Here is a 17552-nt window from a genome sequence, read left to right as displayed (position 1 = left end):
CAATCCTTTTTATCTAAACCAGCCTATCGGTTATCTTTTTTAATACCCAGATCCCCGATTTAATCTCCTGAGGAGAGATCGTAAATGCAATATCCGTATGTAACTGCTCTTCGATCGCACGTAAAGATTTTTCAGCCGCAATACCTTTATCCGTCAACACGACGAAGTTATTCCGTCTGTCCTCCTTTCCCATCTTCCTCTGTACGTAACCTCTTTTTTGAAGCGTATTCAACAATTTCGTCACGTTGTACTTATCCTTATGAAGTTTTTTAGAGATGGTTTGCTGATTCACGTTATCTCCTTCCCACAACACCTGTAAAAGTTCATATTGTTCCCGGCTGAGATCAAAACCGGCATTCAGAAAACTCCGGTTTAAAATTTTCGTGTAACCTCTTTCCGATTCACTCAAAAGTGTTACTAATTCTTTCAGGTCAGTCATTGTCGTTGCATTTTATACTATGCACAAACTTAATTATTTTAATTGTAAATTGCAGTTTTTAATTAAGAAAATTATCGACAATTTGTTGCTATAACCTCACTCCGTTCTCGTAATAGTTACATTTTTGCAAACAGGAGAAGTACACGTCCGAATCCGCATACCCCGCTTCCCTCAGACAATCATATAGAATTTGAGCTATTTTATCCTGTTGTTCCGGTGGACGTTCAAAATAGAGGACCTCTACGAACGCGTAAGGCTGAATCTTATCCGCTCCAGAGACAAAAGAGGAATTCATCACTTCCAGTACGACCGTTTCTCTTGGACATCCTAACGTCTTGACGATCTCCGAGACCAACTGCTCTCCTACCCGCTCCAATCTCTTTTGCTCTACGGCGTGAAATCTTAAAAAAGGCATGGCATTAAATTTTATCGCTGATTTGTTTAAAAAACCATTCGGCTGTATCCCTGAGTTTTTTTGTTACCTCTTCCAAAGGCAATGGCATTTGGCCTCCGGCCGCATTCTGGTGTCCTCCCCCGTTAAAATACTCTTTTGCCCAAAGGTTCACGGGTATATCTCCTTTCGACCTGAAAGAGAGTTTCACCTTCTCTTTCCTCTCCGTGATTTGTACGGATACCCGTATATGTTCTATGGAAAGGGGTACGTTTACCAAACCTTCCAGATCCCCGTCCTTATAGTCGTAAAGTTCCAATTCCTGTAAGGTGATCGGGATAACGGCCAAAGGATACTTTTCGTCTATCGTCAGCTTGTTTAACAGACAATTTCCGGTCAAACGCAATCGGGATAACGTATTCCGTTGGTATAGCTGCTCGTGGACATACCCCTTGTCCAATCCAAGTTCCAATAAGTCCGCTATAACCCGGTAAGTCTGCGGACAGGAAGAGTTATGACTTAATCCTCCGGTATCTGTCGAAATCCCGCTGTAAATGGCATTGGCCATATCCCGGTCCACCATCTCCCTTCCCCAAATCTTCAGGATAACCTGATACAATAATTCGCAAGTAGACGAAACGCTAATATCCGAAATACGGTAATCCACATCATCGGGTTCCGGATGGTGGTCTATCATTACCTTGTCCCCCCTGAATTCTCTCACCAAAGGTTCCAGATCCCCCTCCCGCTTTATCGTATTGTGATCCATCATAAAGATCAGATCGGCCTGACGAATCAAACGTCTGCACTCTTGTGGACGATTTTGAAATGAAATAGCATCCGGTATTCTCTTCAACCATTTCAGATAATCCGGTATGTAATCACAAGTAATCAGATGACAATGCATACTTAACCGATCAAAAACCTGCCATAGAGCCGAACAGGAACCGACGGCATCTCCGTCCGGAGAAATATGCGGGATAATCACTATTTTCAATCTCTTATCGCTTAAACGCTCCTTTAATCTCTCTATTATGATGCTATTTGACTTCATATTTTTGTAACCTCCCGTTTTTAGAAGTTACAAAGATAAAAAATTTACCCTTTTACCGTTTCCGGAGACTGATTATTCTCCGTTTTAGCACCGATTTTCTTTCGTCTCTCTTTACGAAAAAACAAAGCTTCTTTTTAAAAGGATCCGAATTGTACAAAAGAAAAACCAGTCACTTGATGTTAAATGACTGGTTCCTATCCGATCAAGCATTTTTCCGGATGAAGAGCATTTTACTCCCATTCGATGGTGGCTGGCGGTTTTGAACTGATATCATAGACAACCCGGTTGATTCCCCGTACGTTGTTTATGATTTTATTGGAAACCTTGGCTAAAAACTCATAGGGAAGATGACACCAGTCGGCTGTCATACCGTCGGTGGACTCAACCGCCCGTAAAGCCACTACGTTCTCGTAAGTACGTTCGTCTCCCATGACTCCCACGCTCTTGATAGGTAAAAGGATGGTTCCGGCTTGCCATACATGATGATACAATCCCTCTTCCTGAAGCATGGTAATATAGATATGATCCGCCTCTTGCAAGAGACGTACTTTTTCTTTCGTGATCTCTCCGAGTATACGAATTGCCAAACCGGGACCGGGGAATGGATGACGCTGCAGAAACTTATCGGCCAATCCGAGACTCTTACCTACTCTCCGTACTTCATCTTTAAAAAGTAACCGCAAAGGCTCTACGACCTTTAATTTCATATATTCGGGAAGTCCTCCCACGTTATGATGAGATTTGATCGTCTGCGAAGGACCGTTTACCGATAAAGATTCGATCACATCGGGATAAATAGTTCCTTGCCCCAACCATTTTGCATCCTCCACTTTCCGGGATTCGGCATCAAATACATCTACAAAAGTACTTCCTATGATTTTGCGCTTTTTCTCCGGTTCTTCCACTCCCGCCAGTCTGGAAAGAAAAAGATCCCCCGCATTCACTCCAATGACGTTTAATCCCAATTCTTTATAATTTTCCAACACGGAAGAGAATTCATTCTTTCGCAATAAACCGTTATCCACAAAAATGCAAGTGAGATTTTTTCCGATCGCCCGGTGCAGCAGCATGGCCGCAACAGTAGAGTCAACACCTCCGGATAAGCCCAGGATCACCCGGTCATTCCCGATTTTAGTCTTCAAATCGGCTACCGTTGTCTCGATAAAGGAATCCGGCGTCCAATCTTGTTTACAACCGCATATACCGACGACAAAATTCTTTAGTAACTCTTTTCCCTCGGTACTATGATACACTTCAGGGTGAAATTGTATGCCGTAAGTTGTCTCCCCCTCGACACGATAGGCAGCATGAGTCACATCATGCGTGCTTGCCACTACTTTATAATGGGCCGGTAAAAATTCGATGGTATCCCCGTGAGACATCCATACCTGGGAATGGTCGCTTATACCCGTAAACAAAGGACAAGTTTTATCCACGAAAGACAAATTCGCCCTCCCGTACTCTCTCTTGTTAGAAGCCTTTACCTCCCCACCGAAATAGTGAGCCAAATATTGAGCCCCGTAACATACGCCGAGCAAGGGTAATTTACCCTTAATAGCGGACAAATCGGGTTTAGGAGCCTTCTCGTCCCTTACCGAGAAGGGACTGCCTGATAAAATAACACCTTTCACAGAAGCATCCGGAACCGGATAATGATTATAAGGATAAATCTCACAATAGACATTCAACTCTCTTACTCTTCTGGCAATCAATTGAGTATATTGAGAACCGAAATCCAGTATTAAAATTTTTTCTTGCATTTGAACAGCTTATTGATTTGCGCACAAAGATAACTTTTTCCGTTGAAAGTTAAAAATGAAAATCCTACTGTGTTTACAAATCTTTCCGCCTCTTTTCATATTAAAAAAAGTATCTTACGTCCATAAAGCAACCCCGACACCTTTGCATCGGGTATCGAATCCCTGATAGTACGCACTCGTTTTTTTTACCAAACTCCGAACGTTTCTCCATAAAATTCGTAAATTCGTAGCAAAACCTTTAAAATCTTAATAATGCATACGAATACGAGAGACGGTTTCGGTTCCAAATTCGGAGCTATCGCCGCGTTAGCGGGTTCAGCCGTGGGATTGGGAAACATCTGGAAATTCCCTTACGAAGCAGGTAATAACGGAGGAGGAGCCTTCCTGCTGGTATATGTATTTTTTACCGTTGCCATCGGATTGCCGGTTATGCTCTCGGAATTCGCCATAGGTCGGCATTCCGGACGAAACGCCTTCGGAACCTTCATGACTTTAGGCGGCAAAACCCACTGGCGACATTTCGGTATCCTCGTTTTGTTAGCAGCCTGTATGATTCTCTCTTTTTACGGTACGGTCGCAGGTTGGACACTGGAATACGTGGTCAAATCCTTCACCCATTCGTTAAACGGATTATCCGGCACGGAACTGAACACCCTCTTCTCCGATTTTATCAGCAATCCCTATAAGCCGGTTATCTGGCAAATCATCTTTATGATATTAACGGGCTTTATCGTGTTAGCCGGTATAAAAAAAGGCATCGAACGATACACGAAAATGATGATGCCGTTACTCTTTGTCATCATTGTTATTCTTTGTATCCGGGCATGTACTTTGGACGGAGCCTCCGAAGGCCTGAAGTTTTTATTTCTTCCTAAATTTTCGGAATTATCCGCCCAAGGAGTTCTTTCGGCTTTGGGGCAGGCATTCTTTTCTCTCTCCATCGGCATGGGTGTATTACTCACCTATGCTTCCTATATCCCCAAATCGGAAAATCTGACTTCAATCTCCATTCAGGTAATTTGTGCAGATACAGCCATTGCCCTTTTGGCCGGAATCGCCATATTTCCTGCCGTATTCGCCTTCAATATAAGTCCCGATTCCGGACCGGGGTTGGTATTTTTAACCTTGCCCCAAGTATTTCAAAGTATGGCCTTCGGACAATTTTGGGCTATTCTCTTCTTCCTGCTTCTGACGATGGCCGCCCTGACCTCTTCCATCTCTTTACTGGAGGTAATCGTCGCTTTTTTCGTGGAAGAAAGGAAAATGACAAGACGAAAAGCCACTATGCTCTCCACTTTTATCGTGACCTTTTTCGGAGCAATCTGTACGCTCTCGTTCGGCCCTTTAGGTAAATTGCATATCGCAGGTCTGACCCTATTCGAAATATTCGATTTCGTGAGTTCCAATATACTTCTCCCGTTAGGCGGAATCTTGTTATCTGTTTATGCAGGTTGGAAATTCGACCGCCATCTGCTGGAAGCAGAGCTGACGAATAACGGGAAATTAAGATTACGTCTTTTTAAACCGTTGGTGTTTATTCTAAAATACATCGCACCGCTCTTTATCTCGATTATTCTTTTACATGCCCTCCATCTCTTTTAAGGGAATAAAAAAACAAGACGCCGCTTTTTCCGGATCAAAAGAGGTAACGACCCAAAACGATCGCCGCCGGCTTAACGAAGGAGGATATATTCCCGAACTATATCCTACCTGTTATTATTCCTCTTCTTCCAAGTAAATAGTATAACGATTCCAAAAATCGTGATCTGTTTTCATATCCTCGTAATACGTACGCCCTTCGATCGCCTCCACATTACTTATACCGACGCGGGTCGTCTGGTATTGTAATTCTCCTTTTACTACATCCTTGCCTTCATTATAGGAATACACCATACTGACACCGCTAAGGAAGTAATAGGAACTGATTTTCTTATAATTCGTGGTGATAGTCGTTACCACATTGGATTTCGAGTCTCCTTCGATCGGCAATAAATTGCGTCCCATCCTATTGAATCCGGCAGAACGAATGTGCATCACATTCTTGAGGACGGCGGCATTTTTCATATGGATATAGATCTCCCCGCTGTATTGCGTTACAGAAGCATCTCCGGCATTCGATAGAGTAGGTTTTTTACATTCGTACCCGATCACCTGAACCGAATCTCCGTCATATAAAATAATGCCTTTGTTTTTTAACGTGTAATCACGCAAATTCTCAATATCCAATATGTTCCGGGTATTACGAACGATATCGGCAGAGATGATATCATCAAAATAGATCATTCCGTCAGCCACGGATACGGCTTCCTCACTCCGGCGAACCTGAGTAAATTTATAGTTCAACGCGAGAAAATTCTCTTCGACATTACTCCGCTCGTATCCATTCTTATCGTATATTTTTACTATTGCCTCTTTTGATTTTCGCTCCCCGTCGTTTACCCGGATTCCGTACTCGAAATATCCTTCGTAATTATAGGCCCGCGGAATATAATTCAATCCGATATTGGCGACAGCCCTCTCTAATAATTTTTTAAACACCAAGGATTCTGCTGTCACATCAACTGTTTTAATACCGTAAGTCGTAGGTTGCAAAAGGATTTCAACCTTTCCTTTATCCTTTACATCATATACTTTACACTCTTTACTTCCGTATCCGATGGCCGAAACCTTCAGTACGTGCGAAATACATCTCTCCGGAATTATCAATTCAAATTGTCCGTCTATATCGGAGGCGACCCCCAACACCGTTCCCAATACCCCCAAGTTGGCAAAAGCGATCGGTTCCCGTGTTTTCTCATCCAAAACGACTCCTTTTATTCTGATTTTTCCATCATCATCTTGAGCCTGAACGAAAGAAAACACACCGAAAAATAACACCAGCAACAAGAATATCCTTTTATTCATACCTAATAATCTACATGTTCAACAATAAATCATCCTTGCAAATATACATGATATAAATCTTATTTCAGACATATCAACAAATAAAAATAGCTTTTATCCCCGAAAATGACGGAAACAATCTTCACCAGAAAAAGATTATTTTCAACCGAATGAACATCTGCCGCTTTTTTTGTTATACACAAATATTTTCGTTACTTTTGTCTCCATGATGAAAATCGGAGCGAAAGATTCACCAACGGCTAATTCGGTTTAGCCTAATGGTTAACAATTAGGAATCAATCGTTCAAAATACAGAAATTATAATTTGTAACCCTTAAACATTTCGATATGAGAAGAGCGTTATTTTACATTTCAGGCATTTTAATGATAACCGTGTCTCTTTCTTCCTGCGTCTCGAAAAAGAAATTCGAAGAGTTGGCAAGAGCTAAAAGAAGTAGCGATCGAGAGGTCGTAAATCTGCAAAACGATAAAAAGAGAATGGAAGCCGAAATAGTGAAAATGAAAAATGATTTCAATGCCATCCGATATCAGTTAACGGCCAATATCGCTGCAAAAGATAAACAGATTGACGCCTTATATGCTAAACTTCGCGTATTGGAAACGAAAGAGTCGGCATTGAAATCAGAACTAAAAGACGTTTCGGATCAAGTAAAATACAAAGAACAAAACAGCAATGTTCAACTGGAAACCTTGGAAAACCAAATAAAAACGGTAAAGAGCGAACGGGATCAATTAAAAAAAGAGTTAGCCGATCTAAAAACAAATTCGGAGTGGGATAACCGAAAATTAAAAAGTGAGATCGAAACGATTAAATCCAACATTCAATTTAAAGATAGCGAAATAACCCGGTTGGAAAAGGAAGTAAAAAGTATAAAAAATCAATTGGCTGCAAACAAAAAACTTTTATCCCAAAAAAACCAAGAGGTAGAGAAACTGAGCAATCAGGTTAAGTTGTTGAAAAAAGAATTGGGGAAATAAAAAAATGATCTATATAATTCTGAGTGTAATAGGGCTGCTAATCATAGTTGCCCTATTTACATTCTTCCAAAAAACAAAAAACGAGGTCCGGGAAAAAGAACCGGTCACTCCTCCGGTAGAATGCTGCGGAGCGCATGCTATATGTGAGAAAGGACTAAAAAAAATAACCGAAAAAATCGATTATTTTGACGATGAAGAGTTGGACCGATTCCGAGGTGTTCCGTCTGATACTTATAAAGACGAAGAGATCGACCTCTTTCGGGAAGTTTTATACACCTTACGTCCTGAAGAGATAAACGATTGGCTGATCAGTTTGGAAAAAAGAGAGATCGAGATCCCGGATGTTTTAAAACAGGAATTAAACTGATTCCGTCTCTTTTAATCCCCTGAACACTTCGCGGGCTATTTTGCATTGAAGACAACGATGTTTTTCGCAATACTCCCTCCTAATTTGTAAAAGAGCTTGACTTTGTAAGGCCGTTTGAATCGTCAGACCGTATCGTTGCCATTGACGGGTTATACGATTCTTTTCCGCCTTCAGTCCATCCAACCACCTCAACGCTTTTTCGCAATAATGCTCTTCTCCCCTTTCCTTACCGTACACGAACAGTAAAGGAATAACCGCATTAATTAGAATAACGTCTTTCATGGCCTCTCCTATCTTTTTCACCCTGTAAGGAGAAACAACGTTGAAACGATAATGCGTATTCCAATAAACAGAAGTCTTCGCATCAAATAGTTCTTTGGCTTTCGGAAGCGAGTGAATTTCCAAAAAAACGGAAAACAAAGACTGAAAACGATACATCATTCCGGCAAGCAAAGCCAAACGAACCGACGGAAAATTGATAGGACGAACACGCATAAACCTCCATTGAAAAATCTCCATCCGTGCCAATTCAAACTTCGCCGACTGATACTCGTATTCCCGTTGTAAGGAACTCCTGTATTCGTCCGATTCGAACTCCTCCTCCAGAAAACCGGAAGATCCGAACAATAGAGCTTCAATCTTGAACAGCGAGTCTCCGCAACGCAAAATTTTCTTGTAAGGAAGATATTCGGCCAACAAAGAAAAGGCATCGGCATTCACGTTTCCTGACCAATATTTCAACAACAGACGATAAAAACACTCTTCCCAATCGTTCCGATTCCGGGTCAACATCTCTTTTATTTCATGACACTTCCTTTCCAAACGCTCTACGGCGTATCCAGAAAGAATAATCTCTTTCCCGTATCTACCTACGTGCTTTAAATGCCGGTGACAACGAGGTATTAACGGTATGCCCCGCATATAAACATATTCATCCCATAACCCTTTATCAAATCCTAAAATAACGGATTCTATTTTAATTCCTTTACTGCTATATATGTCTTTATCGGCAACCTCTACGATAGAAAGGATCACATTGTCATAAGCCGGATCTTCATGATGACGGTGATGATACCAATCGCTTCCTCTTTGATGTATCTCCACGTTTCCCACCAAAACAATACCGTCGACTTCAATTCTGGCACAAAAAAAATCAGGTCCCGAATCGAGATTCTGTGTTCCGACATGCAGAATGCGAATCTGTTTTTTCCCGGTAGAAAAACAGACGGATTCCCGAAAAAGAGAATTTGCCCATACGTATTGTAAGAATTCCTCATTCATATTCTAACATTGAGATGGTTTCTACGAAATTACAATTTTCTTTACAAAAAATCAACTGCTAAATTTTTAAAAAAAGCTCAACCATTACCAAGGTTTGGTTTATTATCTTTATCTTTGCTTGCAGAATAAAAAAAACAGAAAACGGAGGAAACCAAACGTAAAAAAACTATGGAAGAGAAGAAATTAATCAAGGATAAGAAAGACAAAACCTTATTGGTTATTATTGGAGCTTTATCCCTTGTACTTATTGTACTTTTTATATTTTTTTTGATAGAAAGAAGTGAAAATAAAGCGAATATGCTTGCAATCACGTCGGAGAAAGAAGCGTTGGAACAAGAATTGACGGATTTAAGTCATAATTACGATAATTTAAAAACGGATAACGATACATTAAACGCCAAACTGACCCATGAACAGGAAAAGATCACCCATCTACTGGAAAGGATGAAGGAGTTTAAGAATAATTCATACGCTGAAATCAATCGGTACAAACGGGAAATAAACACGTTGAAGGGTGTCCTCAGAAGTTACGTGGTTCAAATTGACTCCTTAAATCAATTGAACAAGAAATTACTGGCAGAAAATACGGAGGTAAAAAAACAGATGAACTGGGTAAGGGAGAAGAGCCAGAAATTAGAGAAAAAAACAGAATTAATGGCCGAAACTCTGGAGAAAGCAAGTACCCTCTCCGCAGAAAATATAAACATTTATCCCATTAACAAGAGAGGCAAAGAGACATCGGTAAAGAAATGCTCTCAATTAAAGACCGATTTTGTCATCGCGAAAAACATCACGGCTAAAAGAGGACCGAGACTTATCTATTTGCGACTGACGCGTCCTGACGGAAAAGTAATCGCGGCCTCAGAAAAGTCATTCTTCAAGTATCAGAATACAAGCCTCACCTACTCGGCCAAACGGGAAATAGAATACGAGGGCGAACGTTTGGAAATTTCCATCTACTGGCCGAACGACGGAAGTCTGGTAAAAGGAAAATACATTGCAGATCTTTTTAGTGATAATCAACAGATCGGATCTACTGAATTCATACTGAAATAGGAATATTAAATTATATAACACATGAAAACAGATATCGAAATTGCTAATTCGGTAGCTCTAAAACCTATTTACGAAATTGCAGATAAATTAGGTATCGAAAGAGATTTACTCGAACCGTACGGCAAATACAAGGCGAAATTACCGTTAAGTCTTATAGACTTTGATAAAATAAAGGATAAGAAATTAGTTTTGGTATCGGCAATTTCCCCTACCCCGGCGGGAGAAGGAAAGACGACCATATCCATCGGGCTAACCGAAGGATTGAACCGCATCGGTAAAAAAACGACCGTCGTTTTACGCGAACCCTCTTTAGGACCGGTATTCGGTATCAAAGGCGGTGCCACGGGAGGAGGATACTCGCAAGTAGTACCGATGGAAGATATCAATCTGCATTTCACAGGTGATTTTGCTGCCATCGAGAAAGCGCACAACCTATTGGCAGCTTTGATTGACAACAACATACAGAGTAAGACACACTCCTTAAACATCGATCCGCGAACGGTTACTTGGAAAAGAGTGATGGACATGAACGATCGTTCCCTGCGTCACATCATCGTGGGGTTAGGCGGAACGACTGCCGGTATTCCGCGGGAGACCGGTTTCGATATCACGGCCGCATCCGAGGTAATGGCTATACTATGCCTCTCGGATGACTTTGAAGATTTGAAGAATCGGTTAGGTAATATATTTATCGGATATACGTTTGACAAAAAGCCCATATACGCCCGCGATCTTCAGGCTAACGGAGCAATGGCAGCCTTATTGAAAGACGCGATAAAACCCAACCTCGTCCAAACGATGGAAGGCAATCCCGCCATTATTCACGGAGGACCTTTTGCCAACATAGCGCAGGGTACCAACTCGATCATCGCAACACGCATGGGACTGACACTTTCCGATTTCGTGGTAACGGAAGCCGGATTCGGGTTTGATTTAGGTGCGGAAAAATTCTTTGACATCAAATGCGTTAAAGCCGGTCTGGAACCGAGCGCCGTGGTCTTGGTCGCTACCGTAAGAGCATTGAAGTACCACGGAGGTGTTAAAATAGACCAGTTGAAAGAACCTAACGTGGAAGCATTGAAGAAAGGGATAGGTAATCTCGAGAAACAGGTTGAAAACATGAAAAAGTTCAACATTTGTCCGGTCGTGGCAATCAATAAATTCGAATCCGATACGGAGGAAGAGATCGCTTATTTGGCCCAGAAATGTAATGAACTGGAAGTTCCCATGGAGGTGGCGGAAGTTTGGGCAAAAGGAGGCGCAGGAGCTGAAAACCTGGCTAAACTTGTTGCTAAAGTGGCCGAACAATGCAGCTGTACCTTAAAACCCCTTTACGAATGGGAATGGAGCGTCGAAAAGAAAATCGAAACGGTAGCGAAAGAACTTTACGGGGCTGCTGCTATCGATTACACGAGCGAGGCTAAAAACGACTTGAAAAAGGTAATGGATTTGGGATTAGACAAACTGCCGGTTTGTATCGCGAAAACTCAAAAATCATTATCCGATAATCCGAAATTATTAGGTCGTCCGAAAGATTTCGTGGTCACCGTGCGACAAATCGAAATCGCCTCCGGAGCCGGATTTATCATTCCGATTACAGGAAGTATCATGAGAATGCCCGGTCTGCCCGATATCCCTGCTGCTGAAAAAATCGATATCGACAACAACGGGAAGATTACCGGTCTGTTCTAATAAAATAATAAAACGAAAGTGGGAGAACCAAATCCTCTCCCACTATATTTTACGACACTACCAAAGGCGATGGATCCGATACACCTCGAAAAAATTCCACACCTGTCTGAAACTACTTATTCGCTTGATCGAATAGGTAGTTCAATGGATGAAAAATGTACTTTTCTTCCTGTCGATCAGGTAAACTGGAAAAATTCATGCCAGAGTATTCCTCGCGTACGATGCAAAATAGCTTACAACGAACAAGCTCTATTCCTGAAATTTCAGGTGGAGGAAACCGCCTTCAGAGCCCAAGAAGTAAGCGATAACGGAAACATATGGGAAGACTCTTGCGTCGAATTTTTCTTACAGCCCCTACCCTTCTCGCCTTTTTATTACAATTTCGAATTCAATGCCATAGGTGCATTGTTAATAGGCTACGGCACGGGACGGAACGACCGGATTCTGGCGGATTCCGTCATTACAAATTCAGTTCGTAGGGAGATACAACTATCCGTTTCCCGCGGAGGAGGTAAAAAAGACTCTTTTTGTTGGGAACTGACGGCCGAAATCCCTTTTACCGCTTTATTCAAGACGAATTTCACACCGCAAGAAGGTACGATCGTAAAAGCCAATATCTACAAATGCGGCAATAAATTGCCTTTCCCCCATTTTTTATCCTGGCGACCTATTCATACCGAACAACCTGATTTTCACCGATCGGAATTTTTTGGTTCATTGATTTTTTAATTGATATAAAATGAAAACCGGAACGATTATACTATTAGTAGGATTAGGCTATATATGGCTAAACGATCTTTTTCTCTACCTCGAAATAAAACGTTACCTGAAAAGTAAAACGGGAAAAATTCTATACGCGATACACTCGTTGCTATTTATCATCGGGTTGTTAAGTTATCATTTTATTATTCCCCGGATAAAATCCCCGGAAGCCTATTTTTGGTTTGGAAAAGGGATCGCTGTTTTATTCTTATGTTATGTTCCAAAAACAATCTATATCGTATTGAATGGTATCGCCTTAATGGTCAGACGACTGAAACTGTTATCAGGCATAATCCACTATTTCGCTTTCGGATTGAGTGTCTTGGTTTTCTTCGTTATTTTCTATGGAATAACGTGGGGAAGATACGATTATAAAGTGGTCAAACAGGAGGTATGCATAAAAGAGTTACCGGATACCTTCGACCATTTTCGCATCGTGCAATTAACGGATCTTCATCTGGGGAGCTACCGGAAAGGGTACGTCGGTATATCTGAACTCGTCCAAAAAGTAAACGCTCTCCAACCGGATTTAATTGTTTTTACCGGAGATATGGTGAATAATTTCGCTTCCGAAATGACTCCTTGGCAAGATACGTTAAAATTATTAACTTCCCGCCATGGAAAATACGCGATAACGGGAAATCACGATTACGGTCACTATACGCGTTGGAAAACGGAAGAGGACCGCAAGGAGAACCTCGTCCAATTCTTTAAGAATATGCGAGATATGGGCTTTCATATGTTGAATAACACGAATATACCGCTCATTATTCAAACGGACACGATTTATTTGTCGGGAGTCGAAAACTGGGGATTACCTCCTTTCCCTCAATATGGAAAACTCCCCGAAGCGCTGCGAGGAACAGAAGGCCACGTGGTGATTCTCCTTTCTCACGATCCTTCCCATTGGCGCCAGGAAGTAATTTACCATCCCGTGGCTTTAACTTTGGCGGGGCACACGCACGCAATGCAAATGGGAATCCAAATAGGTCGATTCCGATGGAGTCCCTCTCAATACATCTATCCGGAATACAACGGTCTTTACAAACACGATCGGCATCAACTCTATGTATCCCGAGGTGCAGGTTACTTGGGATTTCCGGGACGCATAGGGCAACGTCCGGAGATCACGTTAATAGAATTAACAAATGATTGCAAACAATGAAAGTAAACAAGAAGAAGTCGTTTAGTACGAAACTGACCATATACATTATTTCAGTCTGTGCTGCCATCTACGTGATAATCTTTATCATGCTGTACGTGATTCCTAAAATCTCGCAATACAAGACGGTAGTCACCTACGCCGGGATGATAACGGAAAAGGTATCCGAAAGAATCTCGGAACAAGGTAAAAACATTGAGCGGGTCAACTCCATGTTCAAGTTAGAACCCATGAAAAACTTATTGATCTCCGAAGATACCTCTCTTTACGTTCAAGTGTTGAAAAATACACCCGAATTATGCGGATTAGCGATGGAGTTCGCCCCGGAATACAGAGACTACGATATCTATGTTTATCAAAACAACAACCGAATTCTTGTCAAGAAACTCAATCATTCCGAAAAGCATTTTTCCGATGAAAGACTCCACGCTCAAACCTTGCAGAAAAAAGGATCTTATTGGAGCCGCCATTATTCCGATACGCTGTTCGTAAAACAGCGTATATTCTCTCGTTACGAACCGATTTACAATGCAGCCCAAACCTTTATCGGCTACCTCCGTTTAGACGTCCCCATCAAAGAATTCACCAAATTTGTTCGAGATCTGAAATTATATCAAACGGGATATTGTTACCTGTTAAATCAGGAAGGAATCATTCTTTCTCATCCCAATCAAGAGATAAAACGATATGCCAACATCTGGCAATACGCCAAAGCCAAAAATATCGATTACGATAAGATTATCAACCGCATCGTTAAAGGAGAAGACGGTACCGATAAACTTACTGTAGAAGGAAAGAACTTTTTCATTCATTTTAAACGTTTGCCCCATACCAATTGGTCGTTGGTAACGCTTTGCCCGTTCAATGAAGTATATAACTCCATATCCAACATTAGTGACCTGATTCTAATCGGATGTTTCATTTGCCTGCTCCTGCTCTTTTGGATCATTATCCGCATTATCAGGCAAGTGTTTAAACCGTTACGGCAATTCGCTACCGTCACCCGTACGATTGCAGACGGTAATTTCAATGTTCCCATACCGGAAACAAACGATAACGACGAGCTGCGGGAACTGCGGAATTCATTTATGTATATGCAGCACCGAATTATCGAATCCATCAAAAACCTGAAAAAGACAACGATGGAGAAAGAAAAGTTCGAAAGCGAAATCCGGGTTGCGCAAAACATTCAGGAACAATTTTTACCTACTTCGAATAAATTGGACAAAGAACACATCTCCCTCTATTCCGTGCTGGAACAATCAAAAGCGGTAGGAGGAGATATGTACAGTTACCTCGTCAAAAACGACCTGCTCTACTTCACGGTAGGAGACGTACGGGGTAAAGGAGTCCCGGCCGCACTCTATATGGCCTCTGTCTGCACGTTATTCAACTATATGGCAACTTCGAAACAATCTTCAGCCAGCATATGCAACACGCTCAATGATTATTTATGCAGCAATTTGAACGAAGACATGTTCATAACGATGTTCGTGGGTATTTTAAATTTAAAAACCGGCCTGTTGAATTACACGAATGCGGGACATCCTTACCCTATCGTCCAAAGGGAACAAAGAGAGAATAGCATGTTTCTGGAAGAGGCTTTGGATATTCCTATCGGGATTATGAAGAATGTTTATAAAGACACGCATCTCCAACTCTACCCGGGCGATACCCTCCTCATCTACACGGACGGAATCAGCGAAGCACAAAACGAAGCCCGGGCGTTTTACGGCAAAGAAAGATTATTGCAATTCGTCAAAACCCTTCAAACCAGAACCCCGGAAGAGCTGATCGACGAAATTTTGGCAGATCTGATTAATTATATCGGGGACATGGACGAAGCAGATGACTTAACCATGTTGTCTATAAAGTACTTGAAAAACGATCAAATTATTTACTTTTAAAATCACGATCCAATACCTGAAGATAAGCTTTAACCAATTCTCCGGCTTCAGGATTCACGTTATTACCCAGATTCCGTTTGGTTCCCAACTCGTAAATATAGGCTCCATCGCCGTTAACTACGGCTATCGCATTGGGATAAGCGTAAAAAGCAAAGGGTATCACGGAAGGATTCAATAGATTCTTACTATATTTAAAAGCAGAAGCGTCCATCCCCAATTGGGCATACAAGGTCGCCACCATATCGGTCTGCGAGCCGATAGTGGAGACGACCGAATCCCTCACCGACATGACTCCCCCCGTAAAGACCATCGGAATTTCATAAGCTTCAGGAACAAACGGTTGCAAAGGACCGATGTGTCGCGTTCCATGATCTGCAATCAATACAAAAAGCGTATTGTCCCATATTCCGGCCTTCTTGCACTTTTGAAAGAATTTTCCCAGACACGCATCGGTGTATGCTATCGCATTCTTTAATTTGGAACCGTTATCTTCTCCCGGAAACTTCGTCTCCATCGGGACGACAAAGGGTTCATGGCTACTCATGGTAAACGCCATATAGAGATAAGGTGTCGGGGCTTTCAACAGGTCTTCATACAAACGATCCAACAGGTAACCGTCGTGTACTCCCCATTTAAAACGATTTTCAATAGCTTCTCCTGAAAAATCATCTTCGGTTACGCTCTCCTGAAAACTCATGGTAATATAAGAACGGAAACCGCCGAAATTCAAATCCCCGGCATAATAAAAACGGGTAGCATATCCCTCCTTCTCGAAATCGACCGGAAAACGTGGATGACCGTATGTTTTATTCGGATACTTCAACATGGATACCTTCGGATAGGAAGGAAAACCACCGATAACTCCTTGAATACCTCGATCCGAACGGTTTCCGGTAGCGTAAACGCGAGAAAAGAAAATTCCTTCCCTGGCAACGGCCTTTAGATTAGGCATAGCCTCCAAGGCCTGAGAAGTGAATGTTTCCAATAAAAATACAACTATATTGGGACGATCTGTCTTCAACACCTTCGGGAAATTTCCCCGCTCCGTATAAATACTATCCACCAATTGTTGGGCTCTCTCTAATGGCATGAAATTATAAGAATCTTTTAATTTCCCCACATGCATCACCTCATAGAGAAAATTCCAAACCGGATTTACCGCGGCTTGATTGGCATACATGTTTTTATTGTTAAAAAACACGAAACTGACATTCATCGGGGCAACATTAAACCCACCCCTTACGGGAATGATCATAATCCCCCCCAATAATATATACACAATACTATGCCACCACTTATCTTTTCCTTGTTTCAAACCCGTCGAAATCCATCCGCGATATAAATAATAAAAACCCGCAACCAAAAGAACGCACAACAGGACTAAAACCGCAATAAGCCACACCGGAGTCGAAGCCATTGCATCTCCCGGTGTTTTCAAATAAGTCAAAGGCGTGGAGTCCATATGGTATCCCCAATTTTTAAAAAGTTCCAAATCTCCGCATACGATCAAGCTACTCACCGTCAGCAATAAAATTGTCAATACGGCATATACGACTTTCAATATTTTCAACGGCAAAAATATTCCGACAGCCATAACGACACAAGCCAACATCATGACGTATCCGCCATAAGAAAGATCCATTCGGAATCCTCCGATAAAAATCATGAAATAGTCATGCAGAGTCAACGAAACGGTCTCCTGATATTGATACAATAAAAACAACACCTTCGCCACCAGGGCAAATACGATCCATAACAGATAATATTTCAGTAGAAACAGTAATTTTGCCTTCATGATT

At 41.7% G+C, this 17552-nt stretch carries 15 protein-coding genes; 8 read left to right on the top strand and 7 right to left on the bottom strand.

Annotated features, from left to right (window positions below; genetic code table 11):
• Positions 1-13 precede the first annotated feature (13 nt).
• From PGR74_RS02150 to guaA, 4 genes are all read right to left on the bottom strand, one after another.
• A complete protein-coding gene (locus PGR74_RS02150; protein WP_041503669.1) occupies positions 14-439 on the bottom strand; it encodes a MarR family winged helix-turn-helix transcriptional regulator in 426 nt (141 codons plus the stop codon).
• A gap of 88 nt (positions 440-527) precedes the next feature.
• Positions 528-854, bottom strand: coding sequence for a DUF1904 family protein (locus PGR74_RS02145; RefSeq protein WP_041503670.1), 327 nt, complete (start codon positions 852-854; stop codon positions 528-530).
• Positions 855-858: 4 nt separating this feature from the next.
• Entirely contained in the window at positions 859-1884 is a 1026-nt protein-coding gene (locus PGR74_RS02140) for a DHH family phosphoesterase (RefSeq protein WP_041504909.1), read from the bottom strand.
• A gap of 230 nt (positions 1885-2114) precedes the next feature.
• Positions 2115-3644 carry a glutamine-hydrolyzing GMP synthase gene (guaA, locus tag PGR74_RS02135; protein ID WP_041503672.1) on the bottom strand — a complete coding sequence of 510 codons (1530 nt, stop codon included), beginning with the start codon at positions 3642-3644 and terminating at the stop codon, positions 2115-2117.
• A 252-nt stretch (positions 3645-3896) separates the two neighbouring features.
• Here guaA and PGR74_RS02130 point away from each other — a divergent pair, with 252 nt between their 5' ends.
• A complete protein-coding gene (locus PGR74_RS02130) occupies positions 3897-5246 on the top strand; it encodes a sodium-dependent transporter (RefSeq protein WP_041503674.1) in 1350 nt (449 codons plus the stop codon).
• A 114-nt stretch (positions 5247-5360) separates the two neighbouring features.
• On the opposite strand, the gene PGR74_RS02125 is transcribed toward PGR74_RS02130, so the two are convergent.
• Positions 5361-6548, bottom strand: coding sequence for a carboxypeptidase-like regulatory domain-containing protein (locus PGR74_RS02125; protein WP_041503675.1), 1188 nt, complete (start codon positions 6546-6548; stop codon positions 5361-5363).
• A 327-nt stretch (positions 6549-6875) separates the two neighbouring features.
• Between PGR74_RS02125 and PGR74_RS02120 the strand changes: the two genes are divergently transcribed.
• Together PGR74_RS02120 and PGR74_RS02115 are read left to right on the top strand one after the other, a co-directional pair.
• Positions 6876-7526 carry a hypothetical protein gene (locus PGR74_RS02120; RefSeq protein ID WP_041503676.1) on the top strand — a complete coding sequence of 217 codons (651 nt, stop codon included), beginning with the start codon at positions 6876-6878 and terminating at the stop codon, positions 7524-7526.
• A gap of 4 nt (positions 7527-7530) precedes the next feature.
• Positions 7531-7893, top strand: a complete 363-nt coding sequence (locus PGR74_RS02115) for a hypothetical protein (protein WP_041503677.1) — start codon at positions 7531-7533, stop codon at positions 7891-7893.
• Here the strand turns inward: PGR74_RS02115 and PGR74_RS02110 are convergent.
• Positions 7885-9174, bottom strand: coding sequence for a DUF2851 family protein (locus PGR74_RS02110; RefSeq protein ID WP_041503678.1), 1290 nt, complete (start codon positions 9172-9174; stop codon positions 7885-7887). The two genes, PGR74_RS02115 and PGR74_RS02110, sit on opposite strands and share 9 nt — an antisense overlap.
• A 168-nt stretch (positions 9175-9342) precedes the next feature.
• On the opposite strand from PGR74_RS02110, the gene PGR74_RS02105 reads away from it, so the two are divergent.
• The 5 genes from PGR74_RS02105 to PGR74_RS02085 all read left to right on the top strand — a co-directional run bounded on the left by PGR74_RS02105 (position 9343) and on the right by PGR74_RS02085 (position 15753).
• Positions 9343-10230 (top strand): hypothetical protein, encoded by an 888-nt coding sequence (locus PGR74_RS02105; RefSeq protein WP_041503679.1) that lies wholly within the window; start codon positions 9343-9345, stop codon positions 10228-10230.
• 21 nt (positions 10231-10251) lie between these two features.
• The gene (locus PGR74_RS02100; RefSeq protein WP_059026145.1) at positions 10252-11922 is read left to right on the top strand and encodes a formate--tetrahydrofolate ligase; all 1671 of its coding nucleotides are present in this window, start codon (positions 10252-10254) and stop codon (positions 11920-11922) included.
• A 144-nt stretch (positions 11923-12066) separates the two neighbouring features.
• Positions 12067-12651 (top strand): carbohydrate-binding family 9-like protein, encoded by a 585-nt coding sequence (locus PGR74_RS02095; RefSeq protein ID WP_052634662.1) that lies wholly within the window; start codon positions 12067-12069, stop codon positions 12649-12651.
• Between the two features lie 10 nt (positions 12652-12661).
• Positions 12662-13849, top strand: coding sequence for a metallophosphoesterase (locus tag PGR74_RS02090; protein WP_041503681.1), 1188 nt, complete (start codon positions 12662-12664; stop codon positions 13847-13849).
• Positions 13846-15753 (top strand): SpoIIE family protein phosphatase, encoded by a 1908-nt coding sequence (locus PGR74_RS02085; RefSeq protein WP_041503682.1) that lies wholly within the window; start codon positions 13846-13848, stop codon positions 15751-15753. The genes PGR74_RS02090 and PGR74_RS02085 overlap by 4 nt, the downstream gene beginning before the upstream one ends.
• On the opposite strand, the gene PGR74_RS02080 is transcribed toward PGR74_RS02085, so the two are convergent.
• Positions 15740-17548, bottom strand: a complete 1809-nt coding sequence (locus PGR74_RS02080) for an LTA synthase family protein (protein ID WP_041503683.1) — start codon at positions 17546-17548, stop codon at positions 15740-15742. The genes PGR74_RS02085 and PGR74_RS02080 overlap by 14 nt on opposite strands.
• Between the last annotated feature and the right edge of the window lie 4 nt (positions 17549-17552).

This window comes from Sanguibacteroides sp. AM78-02pH3A, assembly GCF_027666085.1.
In the GTDB taxonomy this organism is placed as follows: Bacteria; Bacteroidota; Bacteroidia; order Bacteroidales; family Marinifilaceae; genus Gabonibacter; species Gabonibacter massiliensis.
This window is presented reverse-complemented; position numbering and strand designations above follow the sequence as displayed.